This window comes from Brevibacterium sp. CFH 10365 (assembly GCF_009299785.1).
Lineage (GTDB): Bacteria > Actinomycetota > Actinomycetes > Actinomycetales > Brevibacteriaceae > Brevibacterium > Brevibacterium limosum.
Window position 1 is genome coordinate 447,935 of record NZ_VIGO01000003.1, and the last position, 25,135, is coordinate 473,069.

The following is a 25,135-nucleotide window of genomic DNA, read 5'->3' on the forward strand; positions in this document are numbered from 1 at the left end:
GGCGGCCCGACCGGAGGCGGTCAGGTTCGCCCCCTGTGCGGCGGCTGTTCCCGACGGCGGCGGTCGAGGGCGGCGAGCGCGGTGGCCGCGAGTTCCGGACTGTCGTCTCCGCTGAGTTCGGCGATGAAGTCATCGCTGCACTCCCCGGGGGTTTCGACGAGGACCTGGAGCACCCGGAACCGTATCGTCGTATCGCCGGAGTCTGCGTTCCGGCGCAGCTCGGTGACGATCTGGTCGCCGATGTCGGCGGGCGATCCAGTCGCGACGAAGGCGGCGAGAGTCTCTGCCGCTTCGATGTCCTTCGGCCCGTTCATGGCCATGTCGAGCAGCATGGGCACGGCCTTCGCATCGCCGGAGTGGCCGAGGGTGAGCGCGGCGCTGCTGCGGATGTCGGGATCGGCATCGTCGAGGCCGCGACGCAGCGCCTGCCGGATCATCGACCGTACGTGAGAGCCGACCTTCTCATCCGGGGTGGTTCGGCGGATCTCATCGAGGGCGAGCAGAGCGTTGCGGCGCACCAGGGCAGATTCGTCCTCCATGCCCTTCACCACATGAGGCACGGCCTTCGCGCCGGCCTGGGCGAGCGCCCATCGCATTGCTCCTGCCGCGTTGAGCACAGATTCGTGCAGAACCGCTTGCACCAGAGTCTCGATCGGCATTCCTCCGTCGACTCCGCTGCCGAGTGCGGCTTTGTGCCGTTGGATGACGTCCTCGGATTCGAGGGAGCGCATGAGGTCGATGGTGTACAGGAGCGATTCACCATCGGCTCGGCCGAGTCGGGCGACGGACTGGAGGTGGTCGAGCAGACGTTGTTCTGCCGCGATCCGAGCTCGAACCTGGTCGATGAGGTCTCCGAGCACGCGGCCCGGGTCGAAGTCCGCATCGGACAGTACCGAACCGACTTCGGTCAGGGACATGCCGAGTCTCCGCAGCCCCTCGATATGGAAGATGCGGCCGATATCGGCATCGGAATACTCGCGGTAGCCGCCATGCGTCCGCTGGCTGGGTGCCACTAGCCCAAGTGATTCGTAGTGGCGCAGCATGCGTGCGCTCACGCCGGAGCGCCGAGCCACTTCGCCGATGAGCATTGCCACCTCTTCTCTGCTGTCAGCCACTCTATGCCGCAGTCACCTCCCGCCGGGAGAGCCGGCCAGAAACTCTTCGGGGTCTGGGCCCTTTCGGACTTCGCTTAGGGGTCGCAGGCGGACTTCGCACAGGTACTGGACCCATGCGCCGGAGGAAGGGGTCCGAAACCGCGGCCGTGTGTCGGCGGGCTTGCCCCGCCCGCCGGCGCACGCACGATCAGACCTTCCCTGTGCCGATCTGGACCGTGGTCTCGGACCCCAGTGCGACCACACGCTTGGCTGCGTCCAAGGCGTGGGCGAAGCCGGCATCCGGGTCATCGAACATGCCCCGGGTCGCCATGGCGTGAGCCCGCACTGTGTCGTCCTCTGCGTGAAGCCTCTCATCGACCACTGACACGAGATCCTCACCGAGGGCCACGATCGCCCGGCTGAGGCTCTTCTGCATCTCCACTTCTCCGCGACCCAACTGTGTCACCAGGGCCGATGCCAATTCTTCACGACTCTCACCGGGCACCAGGGCAACGGCGGCTCTCCACGCACTGCGGGCCGCCTCGGCGTCGGAATGAGCGATGAGGGCCGTGCCGATCCGGGCCGGGTCCATGGGCGGCCAGGCGCGGACGTCGCCGATCTTCGACAGGGTGTGCAGGGATTGGCCGATCGCCTGCGGCAGGGTCGAGTCGAGTTCGGCGATGAGAGGGTCGACGGTGACATCGGCGGGCAGACGGGTCAGCGCCCAGGTGAGCATGTCGCGGACGAAGAAGTCCGGTTCGACTCGGCACCGGGCGATGAGCACGTCGAGGTCCCTGGGCTCGGCACGTGTGCCGATCGCCATCGCCGCCTGCAGGCGCCGCTGCGGATTCGACGCGCTCAGCGCGTCAAGCATGCGGTCGCTGGTGTCGTTCCTGCTGTCTGTCTCGCGCAGGAGTTCCGGTTCGCGAGCCTGGTGGCTGTTGAGTGGATTCGTCATGATCTCCACCTCCTTGTCACCCAGTGAAGACCTTGACATCGTGTCAAGGTCAAGCGGAAGAGACTCGATCCATCCCACCTCGAGAGCGGAGCCGCGTATGGACACGATCGATGTCACGGACGAGCTTCAGCCTCCGCTCGACCAGCCTCCGCCGGCCGGGGAGGTGGTGACTCCAGATCCGCCGTCGGCGTCGGCGCTCGATGAGGACGACCCGACCGACGAGGAGCCCCCGGTCGGCGATGAGCCTGACGAGTCCGCGGAGACGAAGACGAGGGCGATGACGATGCCGGCGATGATCATGATGCCGACGGCAGCGAATGCGAAGACCACGATGAGGCAGGTCATCAGGGGCGGGCGGTTATTGCGCCGAACGATTCTCACCATGGACCAAGCCTAATGTGCGGCGCTCATCCCACTCCACCGTGACCTTGCTGTGACAAAAACCTCGGCATGGTCCCATGCGCTCTTAAGTTTGTTGCATTATCGTTATATTCATGCCTCGTCTGACATCATCACGCAAGGGCCGCCGGTCCGTGCTCACTGGTGCCCTGATCGGGCTCGGGGCAGCAGTGATGGCGCTGATCGTGGGCGCCGTCATCATCATCAATTCACCCGTCTCATTCGGCTCCACGAAGATCAGGCAGATGCAGATGGCTTCGGTCAATCAGCTCAGCGAACAGCAGATCGACAATGCTCGACTCATCATCGGCGTCGGCCGCGGAGGCGACTTCGGCGACCATGCGATCCGCATCGCCCTCATGACGGCTCTGCAGGAGTCCTCGCTGCGCAATCTGGATTCCGGCGACCGCGATTCGGTCGGCCTGTTCCAGCAGCGCCCTTCGCAGGGATGGGGCGAACCGCATCAGCTCACCGACCCCGTCTACGCGGCCAAGGCCTTCTACGGAATCAACCCCGAGGTCGAGAACCCGGGCCTCGACCAGATCGAGGGCTGGGATGCGATGTCCCCGACCGAAGCCGCACAGTCCGTGCAGCGGTCGGCGCTTCCCGACGCCTACGGGCAGTGGGAGACCTTGGCCGATGACCTCCTCGGCTCGCAGGCCGACGTCGAAGCCCTCGACTGAGGCGCTGAGCCACCGGACTCCCCCGACAGACGCAACGGCAGACGCGGCCGCCTCACGGTGTCTGATATCGCATGACCACGCCGGTTGTCCGGTAATCTGCACTCATGGCTTCCATTCCCGATTCCGTTCCCGTCAATGACGAGGTCGAGCAGCTCCTGCTCAACCCCGAGGACCATCTCGAAGCCATCACCGAGACCGCCGACCTCTTCAAGGCACTCGCCACCCCCTCCCGGCTGAAGATGCTGCTCGTCCTCACCCACGGTGAGGCCACGGTCACGCACATCGTCGAGGCGACCGGACTGTCCCAGCCCCTGGTGTCCCAGCACTTGAAGTTCCTCCGCGGACTCCACCTCGTCGGTGTCAATCGGATCGGCCGCGAAGCCTACTATTCGCTCAAGGACGATCACGTCGCCCACATCATCGTCGACGCCATCGCCCACACGATCGAGGCCCACGAACACTGAGCCCATCCCGGGCGCTGGCCCCGATTTCCTCGCCGAGGCGGCCCACCGCTGCCCGATTCACCGCGGTGGCCCGCGGTGCCGGGGCTGGTCCAGCGCTACTGTCTTCGACGACGCGTCAGCGCCTCCGGGCCCCCGCCGACGACCCACACGATCAGAGCCACGAGCACGGCACCGATCCACTGCCCGGTCTGCAGCTGCTCCCCGGCGATGAGGGATCCGAGCACCACCGCCGAGAGCGGCTGCAGCAGCATGAGCGCCGCGGTCATCGGCACGGGAACCAGCGGGCTCGAGATGCTCAGCAGCACCCATGACAGCGCTTGGCCGCAGACGGCCAGGGCGATCATCCATCCCCACCCGTCCCAGCCGAGGTCGAAGTCGAGCCCGCCGAGGGTCAGCCCGGCCACCGCGGTCATCACCCCGGCCGCGATCGTGCCCACCTGGACCGGGGCGACGACGAAGTCTCCGGCGACCTTCCGGCTGTGGTGGATGCCGAAGATGTACACGCCGTAGAGCACACCGGACAGCACTCCGAAGATCGCTCCCCGCGTCGGGTTCGACGCCGTGTCGTCGGCGCCGAGCACTCCCCCGGTCAGCAGCATGCCGATGATCATGATCGGCACGCAGCCGATGAACAGCCACCCGGGCCGGGAACCGCCGAATGCCCAGACCAGTGCCGGGAAGACGATCACCTGAACGCTGATGAGCACCGTGGACACACCCAGACCGGCGTCGAGGACGCTCTGGGCCCACAGCACATAGTCGATCCCCAGCGCCCCGCCGGAGACCGCGGCGATGAGGATCGCCTTCGGCGGGAACCGTCCGTGCCGGCGCAGCTCGAGCACGGCCAGCGGCGCGAGCACGACGACGGCGATCCAACACCGCAGGAAGGCGGCGGTGGGGGCGGTCGCCTCGGCGAGGATGACGAACAGACCGGCCGATCCGAGCAGGACCGCGGCCAGGATGACGCCGAGCACCGGCAGGGCCTTCGGCGCAGGAGGCGGCCCTCCCGCCCGCGTCTCCTGAGAGCTCATCCCATGAAGTCGAGGATGCGGTCGATGGCCTCGGCCGTCCGGTCGGCTCCGACAGCCAGCGACAGGCGCACCGAGCGGGGGCCGTCGACGGAATCGAAGTCATCACCGGGAGCGAGCGCGACGCCGGTGGCCTCGAGCACCTGCTCACACCACTGGCCGGCGGTGTCGAGCCTCGCGCGGTCGAGGATGTCGTCGACGCGGGCGTACATGTAGAAGGCGCCGTCGGGTGGGGCCATCTCGCCGAAGTCCAGGTCGGCGCGAGCGCCCAGCACATGGTCGCGGGCGCCGGCGAAGGAGGCCACAGCTGCCTCGCATTCGGCATAGGACTGATCCGTGAAAGCCGCGACCGCCGCGTACTGTGCCGGCACCGGGGCGCACAGCGACAGGTTGCCCGTGACGTTCTGCGCAGGGGCGACGAGCGCTTCGGGCAGGATCGCCCAGCCGAGTCGCCATCCGGTCATGCCCCAGTATTTGGAGAACGAGGAGATGACGATCGCTGAGTCGTCGTGGGCGAGCGCGCACTCGCCGCGGGTGCCGATATAGCTGATGCCGTGGTAGATCTCGTCGGAGATCACCTGCACCCCGTTGTCTCGACACCAGTCGACGAGTTCGCCGAGGGCTTCGGGGCCGATCATCGTGCCCGTCGGGTTCGCCGGGGAGGCCAGCATGAGTCCCTTGAGCGGAGCCTCCGCGTGGGCTGCGGCCAGCAGGTCGACGCTGGGTTGGAACCCTTCGTCGGCGCCGCAGTCGAGTTCGACGACGTCGCAGCCCAATGCGGCGAGGATGTTCTTGTACGCACCGTAGCCGGGCCGAGCCAGGGCCACCCGATCGCCGACGTCGAAGCAGGTGAGGAAGGTCGTCTGGAAGGCGCCCGAGGATCCGGTGGTCACGGCGATGCGTTCGGGTGCGATGTCGAGACCGTACCAGTCGCGGTAGTGGGAGGCGATGGCCTCGCGCAGTTCGGGAATGCCGAAGATCGGCGAGTATCCGAGTCCCGTGCCGTCGCGAGCGACCTCGGCGGCGCGGGACAGTACGGGGCTGGGCGCGCCCTGAGTCGGTTCGCCCAGGCACATGGCGATGGTGTCGCGGCCGGCGCGCTGCATCTGCCCGACCGTGGCGACGATGCCCATCGCCGCGAACGGCTTGACGAGTCTCGAACGGGCGGAGGCGGCGGGGGCAGTCGCGGTGGGGGCCGCCTCGGCGGGGATGGATGAGGTCATCGGTTCACTTCTTTTCACGCGGGAGGCGGCCGAGGGTGTAGAACTCCGGGTTCGGGAGCATGCCGGAGATGTGGGCCATGCGGTTGGACAGACCGAAGAAGCCCGTGATCGCGGCGATGTCCCAGGCGTCCTCGTCGTCGAATCCGTGTTCGGCGAGCGTGGTGTGGTCGGCGTCGTCGACTGCCCACGGTTCCTCGCAGACCTTGACGGCGAAGTCGAGCATGGCCATCTGATGTGGGCTGATATCGGCCTGTCGGTAGTTCGTGGCGACGACGTCGGCGATGAGGGCGTCCTTCTGGAAGATCCGCAGCATCGCCCCGTGGGCGACGACGCAGTAGAGACAGTGATTGATCGCCGAGGTGGCCACGACGATCATCTCCCGATCGGCCTTGGTCAGGTTCCCGGTCTCCTTCTCCATCAGCGCGTCATAGTAGGCGAAGAAGGCGCGGAATTCGGCAGGGCGGCGGGCCAGGGCGAGGAAGACGTTGGGCACGAAGCCCGACTTCTCAGCCACCTCGAGGATCTGGGTGCGGATGTCATCGTCGACGTCGTCGATGTCAGCAAGTGGGTATCGCATACCCCTCATGCTAGCCCGGGTGGATCGGTTCGGGTCGAGCCCGTTCACGGTGGGGCTGGGGTCGGTTGCGGGCAGCGCCTGAGCGGTGCGCGCCAGGACGGTTCGTGCCTGAGTGGCTGGTGCGGGGCGATGCGCGCGGTGTGCGCAGCGCTTCGAGGGCGATACAGTGAGGGCGTCAGGTCCGCTAAGGCATCCGCACATGCATCGAAGGAGATCACCATGACCGCAGACAATGCAGCAGACACCGGTTCGACCGGCGAGGTCCAGCTCGACAACGGAGTCTTCCGAGTGACGAAGTGGACGATCCGCTCCGACGGCGTAATCCCGATGCACAAGCATGACTACGAGTACGTCGTCGTGCCGATGGTCACCGACACGATGCTCGTGCGCAATTCCGACGGCACCGAGATCCGTGCCGAACTCGAAGCCGGGGTCTCCTACACACGTCCGGCAGGGTCCGAGCACGAGGTCTCGAACCCCGGAGGCAGCGCCGACGTAGTCTTCGTCGAGATCGAACGCCTCTGAGACTGCTGCCGTCGATCTCAGAGAATAGGTCAGCGGGTGGGGATCTCCCACGTGTGGACGGGTTTCCCGGTCGCCTGGTTCGCAAGGTAGGCGTCCAGCATCGCCTCGATGCCCTCGGCGCGTTCGGGGGAGTCCTGTCGGCTGCCGGGAGCGAGGCTCTCGAGTGCCCGCAGCTGCCAGGTCGCGCCGTTGACGCGGCTCTCCGCCCGGCCTTCGATGATCGACATGAATTCGTCGATGACGTCCTTGTCGATGTTCAGTCGTGAGAGCCCCCGCCTGGCCTGAGGCGCGAGCACATCGGTGACGAGGTCGGCCACGCCGATGCGTCCGATCTTCGGCCACGTCACTCGCGCCTCGATCCCGTCCTTGGCGCAGGCATTGAAGTTCTCCTCCGCCTCGGCGAATGACATCCGCGACCACACGGGGCGGTTCTCTCCGACGAGGAACTCGGCCAGCCCGTAGTAGAAGGCGGCGTCGGCGACCATGTCGACCGGAGTCGGCCCGGCCGGCAGCAGCCGGTTCTCGACACGGATGTGCGCGCCGCCGTCCCCGGAGTTGTAGATGGGCCGGTTCCAGCGCCAGACGGTGCCGTTGTGCAGGTTGAGTTCGAAGAGCTTCGGGGCGTCGGCGGCGCGGAATTCGACGAAGTCCTTGATCTCAGGCAGCAGCGGCGGGAAGTAGCGGACGTTCTCCTCGAAGAGGTCGAAGACGCTGGTGATCCACCGTTCGCCGAACCACACGCGGGGCCGCACACCCTGGTTGACCAGTTCGGGTGTACGCGTGTCGATGGACTGCGCGAAGATCGGGATCCGGGATTCGTGCCACAGCTTGCGGCCGACGAACAGCGGCGAGTTCGCCGCCATCGCCACCTGCGCCCCGGCGATCGCCTGCGAGGCGTTCCACGCATCGGCGAACCGGTTCGGCGCCACCTGCAGGTGCAGCTGCATCGACGTGCAGGAGGACTCCGGGGCGATATCGGCGAACTCCGCCTTGTACCGCTCTTCACGGCCGAGCTCGATGCGGACATACTCGCCGCGGGCATCGATGACCGAGTTGCTCAGCGCCTCATAGCGGTTCTCCTCGGTCATCCACTTCTCGTCGGTGAGGAACTCGGTGGTCAGGGTCGGCAGCGTGCCGATCGACACCACCTTGAGGCCCTCCTCCTCGGCGGCCTTCTGCGCTTTCTCCAAGCGGTCGGCGACACCGGCTTCGAGGGTCTTCAGCCCGCGTCCGGCCACCTGGAGCACCGGATGGTTGAGTTCGAGGTTGAAGGCGCCGATCTCGGACTGATAGTCGTCGTCGAGTCGGGCGAGCACCTCCTTGTTGCGCAGGCTCGGCTGATTGCCCTCGCCGACGAGGTTGAGCTCGAGTTCGAGGCCGATCGTGCCCGCCGATTTGAAATCCGCATGACGAAGGTAGGTATCGAAGAGCTCGAGATTCTCCGCGAGCTTCTCCCGATACAGTGTGCGTTCCTCCGGCGTGTACCGCTTCGAGCTGACTGCCTCACCCATAGGACTAGCAAACCACAGACGGCCGGGTCTGTGCGCGACCGCCGTCCGCTGCGCCATCCGGACACCCCCGACGCCGACAATCGGCCTTCCGTAGACTCACCCTATGACTTCGACCACATCACCTGCGTCCCAGCCCGCTGACTTCGTCGAACAGGCGAGGAGACGCCTGCCCGACATGCTCGCCGACATCGAACGGGTCATCTCCATCGAGACCCCCTCACACGACACGACGGCCGTGGCCGCCGGGGCACGGGACTTCGCCGCGCTCCTGAGGGACCGCCTCGGCGCAGAGGCGGAGCTGCTCGACATCGACAGCACCGCCCACCTGCGCCTGCGCTTCGGCACCGGTCCCGCCCGCGTCGTCCTGCTCAACCATCAGGACACCGTGTGGCCGCACGGCACACTCGAGCGTCTCCCCTTCTCCACCGAGGACGGCATCCTCCGCGGTCCCGGCAGCTTCGACATGCTCACCGGGGCGATCATGAGCGTGCACGCGACCGCGATGGTGGCCGACCACCTCGGCGAGGGCGGACTGGACGGCCTGTCGATCCTCGTCACCGGCGATGAGGAGATCGGCTCGCTGTCCTCGTCGGATCTCATCCGCGCCGAGGCCGCCGCTGCCAAAGCCGTGTTCGTCATGGAGGCGAGCGCCGGCGGCGCGCTCAAACTCGAGCGCAAGGGCACGAGCAACTACGTCCTCAGGTTCACCGGCAAGGCCTCGCACGCCGGGCTCGAACCGGAGAAGGGGATCAACGCGGGCATGGCCCTGGCCCTCACCCTGCCGCTGGTGGCCGACCTCGCCGACGCGGAGGCCGGGACGACGGTGGTGCCGACCGTGATCAGCGCGGGCACGACGTCGAACACCGTTCCGGCCGAAGCCCGGGTGGACATCGATGTGCGCGCCCGCACTGCGGCCGAACTCGAACGCGTGGATGCGCAGATCCGTGAGCTGACCGTGAACCCGCAGGTGGCGGGCTCGACGATGGAGGTCCTCGGCGGGATCAACCGGCCCCCGTTCGAACGGGAGCAGTCGGCTGGGCTCTTCGACCGGGCGACCGCTCTTGCGGGTGAGCTCGGGCTGCCCGCACCGCAGGGAGTGTCCGTAGGCGGTGCCTCTGACGGGAACTTCACCGCCGGCGACGGCATCGCCACTCTCGACGGCCTGGGCGCCGTCGGCGATGGGGCGCATGCCGAACACGAGCACGCCGTCATCGACGAGATCGCTCCGCGCACCGCTCTGCTGGCCGCCCTCATCGCCGACCAGCTGCAGAGCTGAGGGCCCGCGCCGGCTGCTCAGTCGACGGGGCAGCCGGTGGCGGTTCCAGCGCCGGTCTGTGCGCCCACGTCGCCGGGGCCAGGGACTTCACCAGTTAAGTGGGTTCAGATTGCCAGATTCGAGCCGAATCTGTGCATTCTGAACCCACTTGATCGGCGGCAGCCGCGGTCGCGCTCGGCAGCTAGCCGACCGGATAGCCGGCTGCCCGCATCTCGTCGGGTGATCTGAGCGTGAACAGCCAGTCACGCAGGTGCGCATCGGGCCGGATCGTCGTCCGCGCATACAGCCGATCTTCGCCGACGAGGTAGAAGTGGTAGCCGTGCTCGCCGAGGTGGCCCATGAGTTCTCGTGGATTCGCGCGGTCCTCGAGCACTTCGCACAGAATGTCCGGGTGGACTGCGGCGAGGAATTCCTGCCCGTGGGCGAAGACGACGTTCTCCCCGCCTTCGACGTCGATCTTCACCGTCACACGCGGCGCCTCGCCTCGACCTGAGGCAGCGGGGAGGCCCTCCCCTGGCTGCGGCTGCGTGTCACGCCCCGACACCTCGGCCAGCACCTCGGGCAGGAGGGCGTCGAGGGAGGTGAAGCGCACCTCGGCGTCGGAGTCGAACTGCATATCTGAGGAGTAGAACGAGGGCAGCGCGGATCCCCCGTCCCCGATAGGCACTTTCATCCAGGTGTCGGGGCTGCCCACTCCGGTCGGGTGGACGGTGACGCGTCTGTTGAAGCCGTTGCGATCGATGTTCTTCTCCACGCCCGCGACCACCGCGGGGATGATCTCGAAGACGTGGGCGTGCGCCTCCTCATTCGCGGCCAGGACGGCCATGGTGAAGACCCCGGTGTAGGCGCCGATGTCGAGGAAGACGTCGGCGTCGGCGCTGAGCGCGACCATGAGGTCGAGGGCGAACGCGTCTTCGGGTTCGGTGCGTCGGCCTTTCCCCCAGTAGAACTCCTTGGCGATTTCGCAGCGGAAGGGTTCGACGAGGACGAACTCCGCTCCGCCCGCCCTTCCGCGGATTTCGGTGAGTTCGATCGGTGCGGGCAGGCGGCCGATCCTCAGTCCTCTGATCCGGGGCGCGATCGTTCGCAGCAGAAGGTGGAGCGCCGGTTGTGCGAGAGCGGTTTTGACCGGCAGCTTGAGACCGAACCAGGACTGTCTGCGCGCGGCGAATGTGCGCAGCTGATCGTTCACGACGGTGGCCCCCTTGCTGACAGGAAGACTTTTGTTCACACTATCAACAGTCGAGCCGCCGCTCCAGGGTTCTGGCCTAAGCTGAGGAGAAGGAAGCATCCGCCGCACTGCGCAGAAGGAGCCAGACTCATGAAGCTGAAATCAGTCACTCTCCATCAGGTTTCGATCCCGCTGGTCACTCCTTTCGAGACATCGTTCATGAAGGAGACCGAGAAGGACTGCTACCTCGTCGAGGCCGTGTTCGACACCCCGCAGGGCGAGATCACCGGGTGGGGTGAGTCCGTAGCGATGATCTCTCCACTGTACTCGGCCGAGTACGTGGCTGCCGGGATCGATGTCACTCGCCGTTGGCTGGCTCCGCTGCTCTTCGAGGTCGACGACCTCAGCGCGGAGACGGTCTCGTGGCACCTGCGTCACGTCATCGGCCACCCGATGGCGAAGTCGGCGCTGGAGATGGCCGTCATCGAGGCTCAGCTGAAGATGCACAACCAGTCGTTCAAGGACTATTTGGGCGGAGTCGTCGACTCCGTGCCCTCAGGCGTGTCGGTGGGCATCCAGGATTCCGTCGAGGAGACAGTGAAGGTCATCGGCGGCTACCTCGACGAGGGGTACGCCCGGATCAAGCTGAAGATCAAGCCGGGCAAGGACATCGCCCCGGTGGCCGCCGTGCGCAAGGCCTTCGGCGACGATTTCGGCTTCCAGGTCGACGCGAACGCCGCCTACACCCTCGTCGATGCCGCACACCTGCGCCGCCTCGACGACTATGGTCTCCTGCTCATCGAACAGCCTCTCGGCGAGGCCGATATCCGCCAGCACGCCGAGCTCGCCAAGCTCATGGACACCCCGATGTGTCTGGACGAGTCGATCGTCTCCGCCGAGGCGGCAGCCGATGCGATCATGCTGGGAGCCACCTCGGTGATCAACATCAAGCCCGGACGTGTCGGCGGTTTCATCGAGGCGAAGAAGATCCATGATCTGGCCGCTGCCCACGGCGTCGCCGTCTGGCACGGCGGAATGGTCGAAACCGGCCTGGGACGGGCGGCGAACGCGGCGCTGGCATCACTGCCGGGCTTCACCCTGCCCGGCGACATCTCCGGATCGAACCGGTTCTTCCACGAGGACATCACCGAGGAGATCGTCATGTACGACGGCAAGGTCGATGTGCCCACCGGCGTCGGTTTCGGCGTCTCGATCGACCCGGGGAAGCTCGAACGCTTCCGCACCGATTCAGTGGAGATCCTGCCCGGGCAGTGACCCGCGTCAGTCGTGGGTGTGAATCTCCTCGGCGGCGTCCTCTGCTCGGTCGAATTGGAAGGTCGAGTGCTCGATCGCGATCTTGTGGTGCTCGGTCAGGCATTCCTGCAGAGCCTTGAGGATCCGCGGGGCGTGTCCGTCGTAGAAGCACTCATCGGCGAGGACCACGTGTGCGGTGAGAACCGGCAGGTTCGAGTCGATGCGGGTGACGTGGAGATCGTGGACCTCCTGCACATGCTCGACCGCCTCGAGATGCTCGCGGACCTTGTCCAGGTCGAGCTCCTTCGGTGCCGCTTCGAGCAGGATCGACCCGGTCTCGCGCAGAATCGCGAACGCCCTGGGAACGATGAGCGCCGCGATGACCAGGGCGGCCACCGCGTCGGCACGGTCCCAACCGAAGAGCCAGATCGCCAAAGCTGCGAGGATCACGGCCACAGAGCCGAGAGCATCGGCGATGACCTCGAGGAACGCCGCCTTGAGGTTGAGTGAGTCTTCCTTCGACGAGCTGAGGATGACGATGGAGACGAGATTGCCCACGAGGCCGATGGCCCCGAAGATCAGCAGCCCCGGACCGGGCACCTCCGGCGGGACGAAGAATCGACGAATGCCTTCGATGAGGCTGTAGACGCCGAGACCCAGCAGCAGAGTCGCCTGGGCTCCGGCCGCGAGCACTTCTGCCCGGCGGAATCCCCAAGTCTTCTGCCCACCCGTCGGCTTGTTGACCAGTGTCGCGGCGAAGAGCGCGATGCCGATGCCGATGAGGTCGACGGCATTGTGGCCGGTGTCGATGAGCAGCGCAAGACTGCCCGTGACGACGGAGCCGATGAGCTGGAAGACGAAGATCGCCGCAACGATGCCGAAGACGATCCTCAGTTGCCGCCGCGAGCCTGAACCATGCGCATGATCATGAGCCATATCTGCCTCCTCGACTCAAAATATTAACATATGCACATTTTTTTATATATAGCCCCTGAAGTGACTCTGCTCACCAGCAGAGAGAGGCCTCCGACGCCAGCGGACACCGACCGATGTCTCCGATCGATGCCCGCTGTGTGTGGCCGTTGCCTCCGAGCCTGCGCGTCAAGGTCAGCCCTGGGAGCCCTTACTGCCGTCGCCGTCCTGATCGTCGCCCGGTTCATCGCCGGCGGCCGAGCGCCCGTCTTCGCCTGAGCCCGGATCCGCGTCCGTCCCGGCCGTGCCGGCACCACGCTCGTCGAGTCGGCGCTTCGCCTCGTCGATATAGGCCTGCACATCGAAGCCGGTGGCCTTCTTCACCTCATCGCCGATCCGATCGAGGTCGACACCGCTGTCATCGAGGAAGGCCTTCGGGTCGAAGCCGGCGCGGTTCGCACCCGGTCCGGCAGACATGCCGTCTGCGACGATCCCGTCGACGACGTCGTCCGGCTTCTCCCCCGCAGAAGACGAACCGGTCGGTCCCCCACTGTCGGATCCACCGGACCCTCCAGGTCCGTCCGACCCTCCGGACCCGCTCGGCCCGGCCGAATCGGCTCCCCCGGCGCCCTTCGCCTTGGCCACGAGGTCGGTGAGGTCGACTCCGGTCGTTCCGCGCACCACTTCGAGGACCTGGGAGAGGTTGTTCGACACGGAGTTCGCGAGCTTCGACTCACCATCGGTGGACACGATCGAGAGGTCCTTGATGTTCGCGTACGGCGCCACCAGCTCTCCGGCCACGGTCGGCAGCACCTCAAGCACCTTCGACAGCACGGCCGCATCGTTGAACTGCTTGTAGGCCTCGGCCTGTGCGCGCAGCGCTTCGGCTTCGGCCTCGCCGCGCGCCCTGATCGCATCGGCTTCGGCTTCACCCTCGAGCCGGATCGCTTCGGCGTCTTTCGACCGACGGTGCAGGTCGGCGGCCGCCTCGGCCCGGCCCTGCGCCTCGATCTCATACGCCCGCGCATCGGCGGAGGCCTGCTGCCGGTAGCGTTCGGCGTCGGCAGGACGCCTGACCTCGGCATCGAGCTGCTCGGCACGCAGCTCCGCGGCTTCCTTGGCCACGACGCGGTCCTTCTCGAGCAGCTTCTGCTTCTCGGCCGCAGCGGCCAGAGGGCCGGCGTTGTCCGCGGAAGCCTGCCGCTGATCGGCCTCTTCCTTCAGGGCGGCCCGTCGCAGAGCCAGCTGCTGCTGCTGTTCGGCGATGGCCTGATCGGTCAGCGCCTGCTGCTTCTGGGTCTCCTCGTTCTGCTGGGCTTCCTCGACGGCCGATGCACGGCCGGCGTTCGCCTCGGCGATGGCGGCGTTCTTGGCCACCTCGGCGGCCTGCGGGCGGCCCCAGTCGCGCAGGTAGCTGCCTTCGTCCTCGACGGCCGAGATCTGGAACGTGTCGATGATGAGGCCCTGGTTGTTCATCGAGTGCGCGGATTCCTCCTGCACCTGAGCGGCGAAGGAAGCGCGGTCCTGGATGATCTGCTCGACGGTGAGCGTGCCGACCACGGCGCGCAGGGTGCCGGAGAGGATCTCCTTCGAGTAGTGGTCGATCTGATCCTGCTGGTCGAGGAAGCGCTGCGCGGCCTTGCGCACGTCATCCTCGGTGCCGCCGACCTTGACCTGGGCGACTCCGCGCAGACGCAGCGCGATGCCGTTGATGGAGATGCCGTCGATCTCGACGGAGATCTGCCGCGAGGACAGCGAGAGGATGAAGGCCTTCTGCACGATCGGGTAGACGACCGAGCGCCCGCCGATGACGATGCGCCCCGTCCCCGACGCCCCGGAGGCATTCCGGCCTGTGATGATGAGCGCCTCCGACGGCGAGGCGATCTTGTAGGAGCGCAGGATCACGAGCAGCGCGATCAGGATGATGACAACGAGGACGCCGATTCCTCCGACGCCGAAGAGCAGGTCCATCAGTGGGCCTTTCATCGTTTGAGCTGGTGCACGGTCGACCGGCGCGCAGCACCGGCCCTGTCGTGTTCATCCTATGCGAGCTCACCGAACCGGCATAGAGATCGGCCCCGCCGAGGCTGCCCCCAGGTTCACTTGCCCCAGTCGCCGGGAGGACCTGCCAGCAGCAGCCCCGAGAAGACGAGGATGACGAAGATGATCCCCAGACCGATGGCCAGCCAGGGTGAGCGGATGCACCAGGAGGTGAGCTTCTCGAACCAGCCCTGCGGGGTGCGGCCGTTGCGGCCCAGCCCCCAGTCGCCCTCGAGGGATCCGGTCTTCTCGACCGAGCGCTCGAAGGGGATGGTGGCGTAGGGGATGATCGCCGATCCCAGCCCGGTGGCGATGCGGCGCTTGCTCCACTGCTGCGAAGTGCCGACGCCGACGACGGCGATGACGAAGCAGATGAAGATGAATCCGTGGATGCCTCCGCCGATGCGCACGCCCACCTCGGTGGTGTGGGTGACGTACTTGAGGAACATGCCGATCAGCAGCAGAGTCCACGTGATGGTCTCAGCGATGGCGAAGAATGTGAAGAAGCGTTTGGGAGTCACGGTCTCAATTGTGCCTGCTCAAGGTGGACGAGTGCTGAGTGATGCCGGCGGCGCTCGCGGGCGCGGAATCGTCCACCGGCGGCGGTACGAGCACGAGTTTGCCCGGGAACTTCTTCGCGATGAAGTCCTCCTGTGCCCGATGGATCTCGCTCAGCGGGTAGGACTTCGACACCAATGGACGGATTCTCCCCTGGTTGATGTATCCGATGAGATTCTCGAAGACCTCGTCCTCCTGGAATGTGCACCCGAACAACGACAGGTCGTTGAGGTAGATCGTGCGCAGATCGAGTTCGGTCAGGGGCCCTCCGATCGCGCCCGCGATCGCAAAGCGGCCCCCACGGCGAAGCAGACCCAGCAGCTGCGCCACCCCGTCTCCTCCGACGACGTCGACGACGACATCGACCGATTGCGCACCGATCTCCGCGGTCGGATCCGCATGGCGTGAAACCACGCGGTCCGCTCCCGCCGCGAGCACCACATCGGCCTTCGATTCGGAGCAGACGGCCGTGACCTCGGCGCCTCGCAGCTTCGCGAGCTTGACCGCGGCGAGGCCGACTCCGCCGGAAGCCCCGGTGACGACGACCTTCTCCTCACCGACCCCGGCTCGATGCAGCATCCCCTCGGCCGTCGAATAGGCGATCGAGAAAGAGCCGAGCTCAACCGGCGAGAGGTCGGAATGGACGGTGTAGGACTCGCTCGACGGTGCGATCGCGAACTGCGCGAAACCCCCGTCGCAGTCGCTTCCGTAGGTCCAGCACTCAAAGGGACGGCGGTCGACATAGTGACGCATGAGATTGCGCACGATCACCTTGTCGCCGATTCGCGCCGGGTCCACGGCACTGCCCGCTGCGACGATCTCGCCGTAGACGTCACCACCCTGGATGCGGGGAAAGGTGAGCGGCACACCCGACCAGGACGCGTCACCCTCATCGGCCTGTGTCGCATCGTCCGCAGCAGTCGTATTCGTGTCGCCGCTGACGGACTTCGAATACCAGCCGATGCGCGTATTGATGTCCGTGTTGTTGACACCCGCGGCTGCGACGTTGATGAGCACCTCATCGGGACGCGGTTCGGGCACGGGCACGTCGGTGCGGTACTCGAGCTTGTCGAGTCCGCCATGGCCGGTGAGCAGCACAGCGGCCATCGTCGAAGGCAGAGTCATCGAAGATCCTTTCGTCGGAGCGTTTTCTGATGGGGTCGGCCAGGCCGGCCGAAGACAGTGAGCTCAAGGAAGGCTGAGCTGCGTCATCCGTCCTCCGTCCACGGCGTAGACCTGGCCGGTGATGAAGCCGGCTTCCTCTGCGGCGAGGAAGGCGACCACGGCGGCCACCTCCTCGGGCCGGCCGGACCGACCGACAGGGTGGATCCCGCCGATCTCACGCCTGAAGGTCTCGGGGTCGGACAGGGAGTCGATGAAATCGAGGTTGAGGTCGGTGTCGATCCACCCGGGGGCGACCGCGTTGCACCGGATTCCCTCGCCACCGTGGTCGACGGCCACCGCACGGGTCAGCCCATGCAGCCCTGCCTTCGAAGCGGAGTAGGCCGCATGCCCGGGGTTGGAGCCGAGCCCCTCGATCGATCCGACGTTGACGATGGAGCCCCGCGTCTCGCGCAGGCGGGGAAGAGCTGCCCTGATCATGAGGAAGGGGCCCGTGAGGTTGACTGCGAGGTTGCGCTGCCAGTCCTCGACGGACATGTCCTCGACTCTCGCCTCCTGCATCATCCCGGCACAGTTGACGAGGACGTCGAGGGCTCCGAATCGCTCGACCACCTCGGCGACCGCCGCCTCGGCGCTGTCGGGATCGGACAGATCGACCGCGACCGAGGGGAACTCCTCATCTGCACCCCGCTGCGCGGTGCAGATCTGGGCTCCCTCGTCCCGCAGACGACGAGCCACTGCGCGCCCGATCCCGCTCCTGCCGCCGGTCACGAGAGCTGTCCTGCCGTCGAACCGATTCATAGACTCCGCCAATTCTCCGAGGCCTGCCCCGGGACACCTCGCTGTCACGATCGGCCTCAGTCTGGCAGAGTTTCTCAGATCTCGCGCGGGCCTCCAAACGACAGACCGACGCGGGGCGGAGACCTCTCCGGTCTCCGCCCCGCGTCGGCCCGTAACCCTCACCGAGGCGGCGCGTCAACGCCGATCGAATCTCGACGCAGCCCCGACTGACGGTGGAGGGATCATTCCGTTCAGCCGCGACGGCGCGTGCCGACCGTCATCGCGATGCCGAGCACGATGAGCGCACCGGCCGAGAGGACCAGCGGAAGAGCTTCATTGCCGGTGCGCGGCAGATCTCCGCCGCCTCCGTTGCCGCCGTCACCGGCTCCCGGCCCGTCACCCTCGGCGACGACCTCGAAGGATCCGGTCAGCGGGTCTCCGCCTTCGCAGTCGACAGAGACCTCATAGGTGCCGATGTAGCTGTCGACCATCGACGCGTCGAGTCCGCGGACGCCGAACCGGGCGACGGTGTCCTCGCCGACCTCGGCGGTCTGCTCGAACTTCTCGATATCGCCGTTCTGCGGGTCGACGGTCATCGTCGCCGTGGTGTCGGCGGTGCAGCCGGTGGCCGCGACCTGGACTCCCTTCTCACTGACGAAGTCCGGAGCTTCGATCGTCTTCGGATCGATGCTCAGTGCTCGTTCGGCAGGAGTCTCGGTCGGCGTCTCCGTGGGCGGATCGGTGGGATCCGTGGGCGGAGTCGTCGGATCGGTCGGCGGATCCGTCGGCGCGTCAGCGAGCTCATAGGCCAGCGTGTGGACGGCGAAGCCGATGGCGGGAGCGAAGATGTCGACGGACTCCCTGCTCACGTTCTCGATCGTGTCCGTGGACTGGTGGTAGTTCGTGTCGTGCTTCTCGCCGACGGTGCCGCCGAACATCTCGGCTTCCTCGGCGGTCTTCGTGCCGTCTGCTCCGGAGAACAGGCCGCTGGCGGGGATGCCGTTGTCGATGAACGCCTGGTAGTCCGACCGTCCGGAGAAGTCGGTGCCGACGTTGGGCTGGTCGATATCGGCGAAGTAGTCGGTGAAGACCTTCTCGAGTTCTGCCGACCCTTCGGGCACGTTGACGCCGTCCGGGATCGGCACATCGGAGCCGTCGGAGTCGAGCGTGCCGACGATGAAGTTGTCGGAGCCGATCATGTCGAAGTTCATGTACGACTTGATCTTGCCCAGCTCGGCATCGTCGAGGCTCGCGACGTACTCCGTCGAACCGACGAGCCCGACCTCTTCGGCACCCCACCAGCCGAAGCGGATGGCGTTGTCGACCTCGGTCGGCTGCTCGGCGAGCGCCTCCGCCGAGGCGAGGAGCGCGGCAGATCCGGAGCCGTTGTCGTTGACGCCGGGACCCTCTTCGACACCGTCGAGGTGGGCACCGAACATCTGGACGTTGTCGTGGTCGCCGGCCTTGGTTTCGGCGATGACGTTCCAGGTCTTCTCGGTGACGAACTCGGTCTCGAGCGTGAAGTCGGCGGTCAGGGCCGCGGCTTCGGCCGCCGCGTCCTCTTCGGCGGCTTCGTCGGCCTCTTCGGTTCCCTGACCGAGTCCTGCCTGGCTGCCCGCTTGCGAGCCTGCAGCCTCGACCTTCTCAAGAAGGTCGGTGCCGACGTTGTAGGTGACCGTCACCGTCGGCGCGGTTCCCTCCATGCGCCCGCCGAGAGTGGCGTTGAGTTCCTCGTCGGGGTTGTCCTTGTCGTTGTTGTAGATGATGACCGCCGCAGCACCGGCGTCGGTGGCAGCCTTGGTCTTGTCGCCGAAGGCGCATTCGCCGCGGGACACGAGCACGAGCGCCCCTTCGGCGCTGTCATCGAAGTCACCGGCCTGGCAGCCGAGCTGTCCGCCGGCGAAGTCACTGTTGTCGTCATCGACCGGCAGTGCCACAGGCAGATCGGTCAGCGGCTCCGTCGTACCCTCGGTGTATTCGGCGGTCGTGACGTCGACCTTCTCACCGTCAACGACGACCTCGACGGTGCCGAAGTCCTGGCTCTCGACGTCGAACGCCTGCCGCTTCACATCGAAGGCGCCGGTCGCCTCGAGGGTGGATTCGACGTATTCCACGGATTCTTCGTAGCCCGGCGTGCCCAGCGCGCGGAACCCTTCATCCGCGTGCGAGGTGGAGATGTCGGAGATCTTCTGCAGATGCTCCATCACGGCGTCACCGTTGACGCCCATATCCGTGTGTTCTGTCGGTCCTGCGGTTCCCGTCGCCAATGCCGGGCTCATCCCGCCGAGGACCAGGCCGGCCGTGGCGGTGACCGCCAGCCAGCTCTTCGTGCGCAACTTCATGGAGTTCCTTTCGCTCCTTCGTCTGTGTCTGAGGAATCGCACATGACGGCGCACCGGAAGTGACCGCCACGGTATGACTGCTTGCCTATACCGGTGTCGGCCTCTTGACGGCTGCACTTGCGGGGAAGCTCGATTCTGACGTTTCGCTATGATCCGCCATAGGTAACGAATCACATGCTTCTATAACGAAACGGTGACACAACTCACATTGGTCATTAATCTAACGCACCCCAGTCGGCTTTAATGTTACGAATTGATAACAACCGGTCACTGATCGGTTTCGTACCTGCGTGGCACCTGCGGTCCGTGTGCGGTCCTCATGCGCCTCCCCTGCGGCTGATTCGCCCGTGGCCAGCGGCATCCGACCGGCATCCCGACGCCACCCGCGAAGCCCGTCCCGTGCCGAAACCGCACCGCCGGATTAGACTTGGACCAGTGACGACCAACGACTCCGCCGGAGGAGCCCCACCCGCCTCCCCCGACAGACGAACCATCCGCCGCTGGCAGCGCTACCTCGCCAACGAACGGCTCGAGGAACGGGTGTATCGCAACCTCGCCGAACGCCGCAGAGGCGAGGACCGCGAGATCCTGCTCAGCCTCGCCGCCGCGGAATCCCGTCATCAGGAGCATTGGATTGCCCTCCTCGGCGAACATGCGCACAAGCGCCGTTCCGCCGATCTCCTCACCCGCTGCCTGGCCTTCCTCGGGGGCATGTTCGGCTCCGTGTTCGTCCTCGCTCTCGCTCAGCAGTCCGAGACGAGCTCGCCCTACGACGAAGACGAAGCCGCCTCCGCGGAGATGGCCGCCGACGAACGCATCCACGCCGAGGTGGTCCGCGCTCTGGCCGCCCGTTCCCGCGCCCGTCTGTCGGGGAACTTCCGTGCCGCGGTATTCGGCGCGAACGACGGCCTGGTCTCGAACCTCGCCCTCGTCCTCGGCGTCGGTGCGGCAGGAGTCTCGAACACGGTCATCCTGCTCACCGGCGTCTCCGGGCTGCTGGCCGGCGCACTGTCCATGGGAGCCGGTGAGTACATCTCGGTGCGTTCCCAGCGCGAACTGCTCGACGCCTCCACCCCGGACCCCGAGTCCCGGCACGCTCTGGCCGATCTCAACATCGACGCCAATGAGCTCGCCCTGGTCTTCCGTGCCCGCGGAATGGAGGCCCGCGAAGCCGAGGCCCGCGCCAACCGCACGATCGCGGCGGCGAAGAACCGACAGGCTCCGAGGCTTCCCGCCATCGACTCCGAAGTCGACCGTGACGAACTGGGCACCGGCATCGGCGCCGCCCTGTCGAGCTTCTGCTTCTTCTCCTCCGGCGCGCTCATCCCGATCCTGCCCTATATCTTCGGCATGTCCGGACTTCCCGCCGTGTTCCTGTCTGCCGGTCTGGTCGGCACTGCACTGCTGTTCACCGGCGGAGTCGTCGGCCTGCTCTCAGGGAAATCGCCCGGCCCCCGAGCCCTGCGTCAGCTCGGCATCGGCTTCGGCGCCGCCGCCGTGACCTACGCCCTCGGCCTGCTCTTCGGAGGCACCGCATGACCGATCTGCTCATCCTCGTCGATCCTGCGGCAGGCACGTTCGCACTCACCGATCTGACCGCCGCGCAGCTGCCGGTCACCGATCTCTCCGCTCATCGTGGTGACGGGATCTTCGAAACCGTGCTGGTGAGCATGGGTGCCCACGGCGCCACCGTGGTGTCGAGGGAACGGCACTTCACCCGGTTCCAGGCCTCCGCCTCGGCGCTGGATCTGCCCGACCCCGACCAGGGGCTGTGGGATCGGGTCATCGATTCCCTCATCGCCGAGGTGGCCGCCGCCGATCCCGGAATCGTCGAGTTCGGGATCCGCTACGCCCTCTCCCGCGGGGAGCAGGGTGCCGACGGTGAGTTCCGTCCCCGGGGGTGGGCCTTCCCCGTGACCGTGGATGATCACATCCGCAGCGCCCGCGAGCAGGGGGTCACCGCCGTCAGCCTCGACCGCGGCTTCGAAGCCTATATCGGCAGCAAGGCGCCATGGCTGCTCATCGGTGCGAAGACTCTGTCGTATGCGGTCAATCAGGCAGCCGGCCGCTATGCCGCGGCGAACGACGCCGATGAGGCGCTGTTCGTCTCCCACGACGGCATCGTCCTCGAGGGCCCGACCGCGAATCTCCTCATCCGCCGAGGCGACCGCCTCCTCACCCCGAATCCGGACGCGGGTCTGCTGTCGGGAACGACGCAGCGCCTGATCTTCGATCATGCCGAGGTTTTGGGGCTGCAGGCCGAATATGCCGATCTTCGCCTCCAAGACGTCAAGGATGCGGATGGGGCCTGGTTCGTCTCGTCGATGCGCACCGCAGTCGCTGTGCGAGAACTCGACGGGAATGCGATCCCTGTTGACGAGAAGCTGACCGAGCGGTTCCAGGAGATCGTACGCGGTCGGTGACCTCCCGGCGGCTCTGTCCGTATCGGCCTATGTGCACGCAGCCGATCTGCGGGGATGCTCTGCCCCGAGCGCTCAGGCTCGGGGCAGGGCGTCGGCGGGTCTCGCCGAGGGGAGAGTGAAGGCGAGAACGAGTCCGAGGATGCAGGCGGCGCAGCTGATCAGCCACAACGGCCAGAAGACGCCGGAGAGTCCCGGCAGCAGCGCAAGCAGGAATCCGAGGGCGCCACAGACGAACAGTCCGGTGACGACCCGCGTCTTCCACTTCCTCAGCATCGTGTGCCTTTCTCTTCACGTTTCGACTCGGACCTTCCCTTGCCCGACCGAAGCGTGCTCTCACGCTATCCCCGTCGATCTGCCCGGCACATCCCCCAAAAGTATGAAATGCGCGAACTTTCTTCGACTCGTTCAACCGCGGGTGACCTTGCGCGCATCTTCCTGCGTTAGTGTTGTCTTCGACGGAGTACGTTCCCGCGGCGCTTGAGGGTCGTGGGACCCGAGGTTCGAGGAAAGGATACGAGCATGGGAAAGCTCGCTTGGCAGATCATCGGCGTGGGAGCGCCCATCGCAGCCGCGTTCGTCGCTCGCAAGACCCTGACCTTCGCGTGGGAGAAATCGACGAAGCGCCCGGCGCCGTCGAACCCCGTCGATGACGAGATCTCGATGTCCGAAGCCCTGGCCTGGACGATCGTCTCCGGTGTCGGCGTGGCCGTGGCTCAGCTCGTCGTGCAGCGCATCGCCGCGAACACCGTGCGCAACAACTTCGGCGAGGAAGCCCTGCCGAAGAAGTTCCGCAAGCAGATCGAAGAGACCACCGACTGATCCTCTGCTGACCTTGCAGCAGAAGAATCGGCACGCGAAGCACTGGCTTGGCGTGCCGATTCTTCTGTCTCCTCCCTCTGCGCGGCCAGGCCCGTGAGGTGAGGATCCGGGTCGGGCTATAGGCCAAAAAGCGTGTATGGTCCCGGCCTGTCAGTACCCGCGGGTTCGAAATTCATACGCCCCTGATCAAGATCACCGCCTATGAACTTTGAAGCCGCTCATGCACACCAACACCCGGGCTGCGGTTCAGCCGGTGACGCGATCGAGGATCTCGGCGAGGACGACGGCGTCGATCTGCCCCGGTGCCGACCCCTGACCGACCTGAGCGAAGGTGGCGCAGCTGCCGAAGTCGGCGCCCATGATCCGGCTCGTCCGGCCCAATGGCCCCATCGAGATCCCGAGCACGGAAACCGGCGACGAGGCATCCGCCGTGGCAGTCGCCTCCAGGAGACGCAGAACGTCGGCCGGCGTCTGCGGCATCATCGCCACCTTGGCCACATCCGCGCCGGCCTCAATCATCGCAGCGAACGTCGCGAGCAGGCGTTCGGCGGAGTCCGTGGCTTCGAAATTGTGGTGTGAGGCGACGACGGGAACGCCGGCTTCCTGCGCCGAGGCGATGAGGGAGCGCGATTCTGCCCGGTCGATCTCGACGTCGACGGCGATAGGAACGCCCGATGCGCCGGCTCCGCCGATCAGCGCTCGCACCGCCTCGGCGTAGTCGCCTTCCGTGATCTCCACGTGTCCGCCTTCGAATCCGGTGCGCACGGTCAGGAGGATCGGCAAGCCCGCTGTGAGCGCACGGGGCAGCAGACGCAGGGCCGCCTCGGTGCGGGTGATCACGGAACCGGGGACGGCGGCGAGCAGCGGATCGATGCGCCATTCGACGGCATCGACGATCTCGGTCGCGGCGGCTGCGGCGCATTCGGCGGTGAGCTCCTCGGCAGCGACGGCCTGCGTCGGGACGACGACCGCCGGTCGGCCGGGATTGCGCACAGCGGGCGATCCTGCGGCAGGATTGAGGAACGGCAATGGTTTCATGGGTCAAGCGTAGGCGGTGACGCGGCGCGCGCGGGCAGGAGGACACGGGTGGAGACGATGCAGGTGCGAAAGATCGGCGCACGCGATGGCTTCCCCCTCGAAGTCCAGGTCAGCGGGCCGGACGACGCTCCCGCACTGCTCCTGCTGCAGGGCCAGGCGAATTCTCACGAGTGGTGGGACGATCTGCGCGGAGATTTCGAATCGGACTTCCGCACGATCACTTTCGACTATCGCGGAACGGGCGGCAGCCGCGGAACGGGCGGCAGCCGCGGTGAGCTCGGCGAATTGTCGACTGCGAGCTTCGCTGCCGATGCCGCGGACGTGCTCGACCACCTCGGCGTGGAGCGGGCGGCTGTCTACGGTACGTCCATGGGCGGGCGCATCACGCAGATGCTGGCGCTCAATCACTCGGAGCGGGTGAGCGCGATCGCTCTCGGGTGCACGTCTCCGGGCGGACCGCATGCGGTGAAGCGTTCACGCGAGGTCGGCCAGGCACTGGCGAGGCTGCGCGGCGAGGAGCACACCCAGCACCTCTTCGACCTCTTCTACACCCCGGCGTGGACGGTGTCGGCGAAGTACAGCAAGATGCTCGGCGATGACACGATGACGGCCGTCGAGTCATCCGCCCATCTGCGCGTCAGCGCCAACCACGACGCGTGGGACCGGCTGCCGGAGATCACCGCTCCGACGTTGATCATGCACGGCGATGCGGACCGGATGAACCCGGTCGGAAACGCCCGCATCCTCCGCGACCGCATCCCCGGATCCCAGCTGCTCATCCTGCCCGAGGGCCGGCACGGATTCTTCGAAGAATTCGCCGAGGTGGTCACTCCTGCCGTGATCCGCTTCCTCGCCGAATCTCTGCAGAAATCCTGAAGGCAAGGCCGCCTCCTGCATCAAAATCCCATATCCGGTAACAAATCCATTAAGGGCATATC

Annotated in this window: 25 protein-coding genes; 9 read left to right on the forward strand and 16 right to left on the reverse strand. The window is 66.4% G+C overall.

What is annotated here, in order from left to right; translation table 11 throughout:
• Positions 1 to 20: 20 nt before the first annotated feature.
• The 3 genes from FHG09_RS08095 to FHG09_RS08105 all read right to left on the reverse strand — a co-directional run bounded on the left by FHG09_RS08095 (position 21) and on the right by FHG09_RS08105 (position 2,436).
• Complete coding sequence (locus tag FHG09_RS08095; RefSeq protein ID WP_227492630.1) at positions 21 to 1,115, reverse strand: MerR family transcriptional regulator; 1,095 nt, start codon at positions 1,113 to 1,115, stop codon at positions 21 to 23.
• 187 nt (positions 1,116 to 1,302) lie between these two features.
• Positions 1,303 to 2,052 (reverse strand): HEAT repeat domain-containing protein, encoded by a 750-nt coding sequence (locus FHG09_RS08100; RefSeq protein ID WP_227492631.1) that lies wholly within the window; start codon positions 2,050 to 2,052, stop codon positions 1,303 to 1,305.
• A 126-nt stretch (positions 2,053 to 2,178) separates the two neighbouring features.
• Entirely contained in the window at positions 2,179 to 2,436 is a 258-nt protein-coding gene (locus FHG09_RS08105) for a hypothetical protein (RefSeq protein WP_152347128.1), read from the reverse strand.
• Between the two features lie 110 nt (positions 2,437 to 2,546).
• On the opposite strand from FHG09_RS08105, the gene FHG09_RS08110 reads away from it, so the two are divergent.
• Together FHG09_RS08110 and FHG09_RS08115 are read left to right on the forward strand one after the other, a co-directional pair.
• The gene (locus tag FHG09_RS08110) at positions 2,547 to 3,134 is read left to right on the forward strand and encodes a peptidoglycan-binding protein (RefSeq protein ID WP_227492632.1); all 588 of its coding nucleotides are present in this window, start codon (positions 2,547 to 2,549) and stop codon (positions 3,132 to 3,134) included.
• A 104-nt stretch (positions 3,135 to 3,238) separates the two neighbouring features.
• A complete protein-coding gene (locus tag FHG09_RS08115; protein ID WP_025777104.1) occupies positions 3,239 to 3,598 on the forward strand; it encodes an ArsR/SmtB family transcription factor in 360 nt (119 codons plus the stop codon).
• A gap of 95 nt (positions 3,599 to 3,693) precedes the next feature.
• Here the strand turns inward: FHG09_RS08115 and FHG09_RS08120 are convergent, their stop codons facing one another.
• Genes FHG09_RS08120 through FHG09_RS08130 form a run of 3 tightly spaced genes read right to left on the reverse strand, consistent with a single transcriptional unit; the run spans position 3,694 to position 6,426 of the window.
• Entirely contained in the window at positions 3,694 to 4,629 is a 936-nt protein-coding gene (locus FHG09_RS08120) for a DMT family transporter (RefSeq protein ID WP_152347129.1), read from the reverse strand.
• Positions 4,626 to 5,849, reverse strand: a complete 1,224-nt coding sequence (locus FHG09_RS08125; RefSeq protein WP_152347130.1) for a pyridoxal phosphate-dependent aminotransferase — start codon at positions 5,847 to 5,849, stop codon at positions 4,626 to 4,628. The genes FHG09_RS08120 and FHG09_RS08125 overlap by 4 nt, the downstream gene beginning before the upstream one ends.
• Before the next feature lie 4 nt (positions 5,850 to 5,853).
• A complete protein-coding gene (locus FHG09_RS08130) occupies positions 5,854 to 6,426 on the reverse strand; it encodes a peroxidase-related enzyme (RefSeq protein WP_227492633.1) in 573 nt (190 codons plus the stop codon).
• A gap of 219 nt (positions 6,427 to 6,645) precedes the next feature.
• On the opposite strand from FHG09_RS08130, the gene FHG09_RS08135 reads away from it, so the two are divergent.
• The gene (locus FHG09_RS08135; RefSeq protein WP_152347132.1) at positions 6,646 to 6,951 is read left to right on the forward strand and encodes a cupin; all 306 of its coding nucleotides are present in this window, start codon (positions 6,646 to 6,648) and stop codon (positions 6,949 to 6,951) included.
• Positions 6,952 to 6,980: 29 nt separating this feature from the next.
• Here FHG09_RS08135 and FHG09_RS08140 read toward each other — a convergent pair whose 3' ends face one another.
• Positions 6,981 to 8,462, reverse strand: a complete 1,482-nt coding sequence (locus FHG09_RS08140; RefSeq protein ID WP_152347133.1) for a glutamate-cysteine ligase family protein — start codon at positions 8,460 to 8,462, stop codon at positions 6,981 to 6,983.
• A gap of 103 nt (positions 8,463 to 8,565) precedes the next feature.
• Between FHG09_RS08140 and FHG09_RS08145 the strand changes: the two genes are divergently transcribed.
• Positions 8,566 to 9,738: a M20 family metallopeptidase gene (locus tag FHG09_RS08145; RefSeq protein ID WP_152347134.1), complete on the forward strand. Its 1,173-nt coding sequence runs from the start codon at positions 8,566 to 8,568 to the stop codon at positions 9,736 to 9,738.
• Between the two features lie 181 nt (positions 9,739 to 9,919).
• Here the strand turns inward: FHG09_RS08145 and FHG09_RS08150 are convergent, their stop codons facing one another.
• Complete coding sequence (locus FHG09_RS08150; protein ID WP_152347135.1) at positions 9,920 to 10,930, reverse strand: FkbM family methyltransferase; 1,011 nt, start codon at positions 10,928 to 10,930, stop codon at positions 9,920 to 9,922.
• A 129-nt stretch (positions 10,931 to 11,059) separates the two neighbouring features.
• Between FHG09_RS08150 and menC the strand changes: the two genes are divergently transcribed.
• On the forward strand, positions 11,060 to 12,184 hold the full coding sequence (menC, locus tag FHG09_RS08155) for an o-succinylbenzoate synthase (protein WP_152347136.1): 1,125 nt from the start codon (positions 11,060 to 11,062) through the stop codon (positions 12,182 to 12,184).
• 6 nt (positions 12,185 to 12,190) lie between these two features.
• Here the strand turns inward: menC and FHG09_RS08160 are convergent, their stop codons facing one another.
• The 6 genes from FHG09_RS08160 to FHG09_RS08185 all read right to left on the reverse strand — a co-directional run bounded on the left by FHG09_RS08160 (position 12,191) and on the right by FHG09_RS08185 (position 19,917).
• The gene (locus FHG09_RS08160) at positions 12,191 to 13,099 is read right to left on the reverse strand and encodes a cation diffusion facilitator family transporter (protein WP_152347137.1); all 909 of its coding nucleotides are present in this window, start codon (positions 13,097 to 13,099) and stop codon (positions 12,191 to 12,193) included.
• 171 nt (positions 13,100 to 13,270) lie between these two features.
• Positions 13,271 to 15,046: a flotillin family protein gene (locus tag FHG09_RS08165; RefSeq protein ID WP_152347138.1), complete on the reverse strand. Its 1,776-nt coding sequence runs from the start codon at positions 15,044 to 15,046 to the stop codon at positions 13,271 to 13,273.
• Positions 15,047 to 15,174: 128 nt separating this feature from the next.
• Entirely contained in the window at positions 15,175 to 15,636 is a 462-nt protein-coding gene (locus FHG09_RS08170) for a DUF3817 domain-containing protein (protein ID WP_152347139.1), read from the reverse strand.
• 4 nt (positions 15,637 to 15,640) lie between these two features.
• Positions 15,641 to 16,798, reverse strand: a complete 1,158-nt coding sequence (locus FHG09_RS08175) for an alcohol dehydrogenase family protein (RefSeq protein ID WP_152347140.1) — start codon at positions 16,796 to 16,798, stop codon at positions 15,641 to 15,643.
• A gap of 63 nt (positions 16,799 to 16,861) precedes the next feature.
• Positions 16,862 to 17,596 (reverse strand): SDR family NAD(P)-dependent oxidoreductase, encoded by a 735-nt coding sequence (locus FHG09_RS08180; RefSeq protein ID WP_152347141.1) that lies wholly within the window; start codon positions 17,594 to 17,596, stop codon positions 16,862 to 16,864.
• Between the two features lie 230 nt (positions 17,597 to 17,826).
• Entirely contained in the window at positions 17,827 to 19,917 is a 2,091-nt protein-coding gene (locus tag FHG09_RS08185) for a M28 family peptidase (RefSeq protein WP_152347142.1), read from the reverse strand.
• 435 nt (positions 19,918 to 20,352) lie between these two features.
• Between FHG09_RS08185 and FHG09_RS08190 the strand changes: the two genes are divergently transcribed.
• Both FHG09_RS08190 and FHG09_RS08195 read left to right on the forward strand, forming a co-directional pair.
• The gene (locus tag FHG09_RS08190) at positions 20,353 to 21,456 is read left to right on the forward strand and encodes a VIT1/CCC1 transporter family protein (protein WP_152347143.1); all 1,104 of its coding nucleotides are present in this window, start codon (positions 20,353 to 20,355) and stop codon (positions 21,454 to 21,456) included.
• Positions 21,453 to 22,340, forward strand: a complete 888-nt coding sequence (locus tag FHG09_RS08195; protein WP_152347144.1) for an aminotransferase class IV — start codon at positions 21,453 to 21,455, stop codon at positions 22,338 to 22,340. The genes FHG09_RS08190 and FHG09_RS08195 overlap by 4 nt, the downstream gene beginning before the upstream one ends.
• Before the next feature lie 72 nt (positions 22,341 to 22,412).
• On the opposite strand, the gene FHG09_RS08200 is transcribed toward FHG09_RS08195, so the two are convergent.
• On the reverse strand, positions 22,413 to 22,613 hold the full coding sequence (locus FHG09_RS08200) for a hypothetical protein (protein ID WP_152347145.1): 201 nt from the start codon (positions 22,611 to 22,613) through the stop codon (positions 22,413 to 22,415).
• A gap of 246 nt (positions 22,614 to 22,859) precedes the next feature.
• Here FHG09_RS08200 and FHG09_RS08205 point away from each other — a divergent pair, with 246 nt between their 5' ends.
• A complete protein-coding gene (locus tag FHG09_RS08205; protein WP_101546637.1) occupies positions 22,860 to 23,159 on the forward strand; it encodes a DUF4235 domain-containing protein in 300 nt (99 codons plus the stop codon).
• Between the two features lie 246 nt (positions 23,160 to 23,405).
• Here FHG09_RS08205 and aroD read toward each other — a convergent pair whose 3' ends face one another.
• The gene (gene aroD, locus FHG09_RS08210) at positions 23,406 to 24,197 is read right to left on the reverse strand and encodes a type I 3-dehydroquinate dehydratase (protein WP_152347146.1); all 792 of its coding nucleotides are present in this window, start codon (positions 24,195 to 24,197) and stop codon (positions 23,406 to 23,408) included.
• Between the two features lie 57 nt (positions 24,198 to 24,254).
• On the opposite strand from aroD, the gene FHG09_RS08215 reads away from it, so the two are divergent.
• Positions 24,255 to 25,073, forward strand: coding sequence for an alpha/beta fold hydrolase (locus tag FHG09_RS08215; protein ID WP_152347269.1), 819 nt, complete (start codon positions 24,255 to 24,257; stop codon positions 25,071 to 25,073).
• Positions 25,074 to 25,135: the final 62 nt, after the last annotated feature.